This is a genomic window from Bradyrhizobium sp. SHOUNA76 (assembly GCF_023006445.1).
Taxonomy (GTDB): Bacteria; Pseudomonadota; Alphaproteobacteria; order Rhizobiales; family Xanthobacteraceae; genus Bradyrhizobium.
Genome location: NZ_JALBHA010000555.1, coordinates 1 through 3,947, shown reverse-complemented (window position 1 = coordinate 3,947; position 3,947 = coordinate 1). Strand labels below are relative to the sequence as shown.

Below are 3,947 nucleotides of genomic sequence, written 5' to 3'. Positions count from 1 at the left end.
GCCTCGATCCGCGCGCGCAGCAGCGCATCGCGCAGCCGCACCGGGCGCGGCTGGCCGGGATGGGTCCCGCTGGTTTCGGGCTCTGACATTGTCGGCCTCGTCCTCGACTATCCGCCATTAACCTATCAGCAACCACATCCTCCGCAAAGGCCCACAATTCCAGATACTTACGGCGCCCACAGCCGTTTCACCTGTGCCAAAAACAGACGATCCCACCCAGGCAGAGCCTGGATGGGACCATCCGTCCTTGGACGTCTTCTTAATTCAGGGCGTCAGGCCGAGACGCGCGACGGCTCTTCCACGATCGAGAAGCGGACGCCGGCCTTGTGGCGGTTCTCTTCCGAGACCATGCGCCAGGCATCCTCAGCCTCCTTGCGGGTCTTGAACGGACCCTGCACCTGGGCCGAGCCTTCCACCAGCTTGTGGAAGTTCATCGAACCGAACTCGCCGCCGATCACCCAGAAATTGCTGCCTTTGGTCATTGTCAGTCTCCTGTTTCGGTGCGTGCTGCGTTAGCCGAACTGGTTCATCGTGTTGTGGGCGCCGCCCGCCTTCAGGGCAGCCTCGCCCGCGAAGTACTCCTTGTGGTCGTCACCGATATCGGAGCCGGCCATGTTCTGATGCTTGGCGCAGGCGATACCCTGACGGATCTCGGCGCGCTGCACGTTCTTGACGTAGCCGAGCATGCCCTGCTCGCCGAAATATTCCTTCGCCAGATTGTCGGTCGAGAGCGCCGCCGTGTGATAAGTCGGCAACGTGATCAGGTGGTGGAAGATGCCGGCGCGCTTGGCCGAATCCGCCTGGAAGGTGCGGATGCGCTCGTCGGCTTCCTGCGCCAGCGGCGTATCGTCGTATTCCGGCTTCATCAGCTCGGCACGGTTGTACTTGCTGACGTCCTTGCCGGCTTCCTTCATCGCGTCGTAGACCTGCCAACGGAAGTTCAGCGTCCAATTGAAGGACGGCGAATTGTTGTAGGCCAGCTTCGCATTCGGGACGACCTTGCGGATCCGATCGACCATCTTGGCGATCTGCTCGATATGCGGCTTCTCGGTCTCGATCCAGAGCAGGTCGGCGCCGTTCTGCAGCGAGGTGATGCTGTCGAGCACGCAGCGGTCTTCGCCAGTACCAGGACGGAACTGGTAGAGGTTGGAGGGCAGCCGCTTCGGCCGCATCATCTTGCCGTTGCGGTTGATGATGACGTCGCCATTGCGGGCGTTCTCCGCCGTCACTTCCTCGCAATCGAGGAAGCTGTTGTACTGGTCGCCGATATCACCGGGCTTGTGGCTGACGGCGATCTGCTGCGTCAGGCCGGCGCCGAGCGAGTCGGTGCGGGTCACGATAACGCCGTCTTCGACGCCGAGCTCGAGGAAGGCGTGGCGGCAGGCGCGGATCTTCGCGATGAACACCTCGTGCGGCACGGTGACCTTGCCGTCCTGGTGACCGCACTGCTTCTCGTCGGAGACCTGGTTCTCGATCTGGAGCGCGCAGGCGCCAGCTTCGATCATCTTCTTGGCAAGCAGATAGGTTGCCTCGGCGTTGCCGAAGCCGGCGTCGATGTCGGCGATGACGGGCACGACGTGGGTCTGGAAGTTGTCGATCTTCGCGATCAGCTCCTTCTCACGGGTCTTGTCGCCTTCCTTGCGCGCCTTGTCGAGGAGACGGAAGATGTCGTTGAGTTCACGCGAGTCCGCCTGACGCAGGAAGGTGTAGAGTTCCTCGATCAGCGCCGGCACCGAGGTCTTCTCGTGCATCGACTGGTCGGGCAACGGGCCGAAATCGGAGCGCAGCGCCGCGATCATCCAGCCCGAGAGGTACAGATAGGTGCGATCGGTCTTGCCGCCGAAGTGCTTCTTGACCGAGATCAGCTTCTGCTGGGCGATGAAGCCGTGCCAGCAGCCCAGCGACTGGGTGTACTTGGTCGGGTCGTTGTCATAGGCGGCCATGTCGGCCCGCATCAGCGCCGCGGTGTAGCGGGCGACGTCGAGACCGGTCTTGAAGCGGTTCTGGAGGCGCATGCGCGCGACGGCCTCGGCCGACACGCCGTTCCAAGTTGGCTGGGTCTCGAGCAGCGCCTGGGCCGCCTTGACCTCGTCCTGATACGAACCCGGGCCCTGGAAGGTGCTGATGCCGCGCGGCTGGTAGTTCATGTGCCTGATCCTCTTGCTGACGATGGCTAGCCATCGACATTCTTGACAGTGCATTGCGAGATGCGTGTCAGGAGCTAAACGCCAAAACAGAAACTTCGTATAGACGTCTTGTTTCTTATTGGTGATGTCATGTAACATCAGAACATGTACTACATGTTATTTTGTAAAGTTTGTAAAAATTATAGGTCAGCAAAACTGTCCTTTGATGCGCACGGAGACCCTGAGAAATGCCCGCCAATACCGGCAAGAAACTCTTCGTCGGCCCCCGGTTCCGGCGGATCCGGCAGCAATTGGGGCTGTCGCAGACCCAGATCGCCGAGGGGCTCGGGATCTCGCCGAGCTACGTCAACCTGATCGAGCGCAACCAGCGTCCGGTGACGGCGCAGATCCTGCTGCGGCTGGCCGAGACCTACGACCTCGATTTGCGCGACCTCGCCACCGCCGACGAGGACCGCTTCTTTGCCGAGCTCAACGAGATCTTCTCCGATCCGCTGTTCCGCCAGATCGACGTTCCCAAGCAGGAGCTGCGCGACCTCGCCGAGCTCTGCCCCGGCGTCACCCATGCGCTGCAGCGGCTCTACGCCGCCTATACCGAGGCCCGGCAGGGCGAGACGCTCGCCGCCGCCCAGATGGCCGACCGCGACGTCGGCACCCGCTATGAGGCCAATCCGGTCGAGCGCGTGCGCGAGCTGATCGAGGCCAACCGCAACTACTTTCCGGAGCTCGAGCAGGCCGCGGAGACTCTTCGCGACGAGTTGAACGTCCCGGCCGAGGGGCTCTATGCAGCGCTCGCGGCGCGGCTGCGCGAAAAGCATTCGATCCAGACCCGCGTCATGCCTGTCGACGTGATGCGTGAGACGCTCCGGCGGTTCGATCGTCATCGCCGCCAGCTGCTGATCTCCGAGCTGGTCGATCCGCCCGGCCGCGCCTTCCAGCTTGCCTTCCAGCTTGGCTTGGGTGAATGCGCGCAAGCCCTGGAAACCATCATCGGCCGCGCCGGCCCGCTCGACGATGCTCCGCGCCGTCTGTTCCGCATCACGCTCGGCAACTATTTCGCTGCTGCCGTGATGATGCCCTACCCGGCGTTCCTGGCCGCGGCCGAAGCCCTGAATTACGACATCCACGTGCTGGCGCAGCGCTTCAATTCCGGCTTCGAGCAGGTCTGCCACCGCCTCACCACCCTGCAGCGGCCGAACGCGCGCGGCATTCCGTTCTTCCTCTTGCGCGTCGACAATGCCGGCAACGTCTCCAAGCGCTTCTCCTCCGGCACCTTCCCGTTCTCGAAGTTCGGCGGCACCTGTCCGCTGTGGAACGTGCACTCGACCTTCGACACGCCGGATCGCCTGCTCAAGCAGGTGATCGAGCTGTCCGACGGCACGCGTTATTTCTCGATCGCGCAGATGGTGCGCCGCCCCGTCGCGCCGCACCCGCTGCCGCAACCGCGCTTCGCCATCGGCCTCGGCTGCGAGATCCGTCACGCCGCGCGCCTGACCTATGCCGCCGGCATGGACCTCGAGAAAACCGAGGGCACGCCGATCGGCGTCAATTGCCGCCTGTGCGAGCGCGAAAACTGTGCCCAGCGCGCCGAGCCGCCGATCACGCGCACGCTGATCCTGGACGAGACGACACGGCGGATGTCGAGTTTCGCGTTCTCGAATGCGCGGGAGTTGTGAGGATATTCAGCTCTCGTGTCCCGGACGCGCTGCGGCGCTCTTGCGCTGCTGCGCAGAGCCGGGACCCAGCGAGCCACGCATACCGCACCACGTGGGCCCCGGCTCTGCAGCGCACCGCCAAAGAGGC

At 63.5% G+C, this 3,947-nt stretch carries 3 protein-coding genes; 1 reads left to right on the top strand and 2 read right to left on the bottom strand.

Annotated features, from left to right (window positions below; translation table 11 throughout):
- Positions 1-272: 272 nt before the first annotated feature.
- Together MOV74_RS33135 and MOV74_RS33130 are read right to left on the bottom strand one after the other, a co-directional pair.
- Positions 273-482, bottom strand: coding sequence for a hypothetical protein (locus MOV74_RS33135; protein ID WP_246931205.1), 210 nt, complete (start codon positions 480-482; stop codon positions 273-275).
- A gap of 30 nt (positions 483-512) precedes the next feature.
- Positions 513-2,147 carry an isocitrate lyase gene (locus tag MOV74_RS33130; RefSeq protein WP_246931204.1) on the bottom strand — a complete coding sequence of 545 codons (1,635 nt, stop codon included), beginning with the start codon at positions 2,145-2,147 and terminating at the stop codon, positions 513-515.
- Positions 2,148-2,374: 227 nt separating this feature from the next.
- On the opposite strand from MOV74_RS33130, the gene MOV74_RS33125 reads away from it, so the two are divergent.
- The gene (locus MOV74_RS33125; RefSeq protein ID WP_246931203.1) at positions 2,375-3,820 is read left to right on the top strand and encodes a short-chain fatty acyl-CoA regulator family protein; all 1,446 of its coding nucleotides are present in this window, start codon (positions 2,375-2,377) and stop codon (positions 3,818-3,820) included.
- Positions 3,821-3,947 lie beyond the last annotated feature (127 nt).

Excerpts from the sequence above, each read along its gene's own strand:
- MOV74_RS33135 (WP_246931205.1), bottom strand. The coding sequence starts at position 482 with ATGACCAAAGGCAGCAATTTCTGGGTGATCGGCGGCGAGTTCGGTTCG.
- MOV74_RS33130 (WP_246931204.1), bottom strand. The coding sequence starts at position 2,147 with ATGAACTACCAGCCGCGCGGCATCAGCACCTTCCAGGGCCCGGGTTCG.
- MOV74_RS33125 (WP_246931203.1), top strand. The coding sequence starts at position 2,375 with ATGCCCGCCAATACCGGCAAGAAACTCTTCGTCGGCCCCCGGTTCCGG.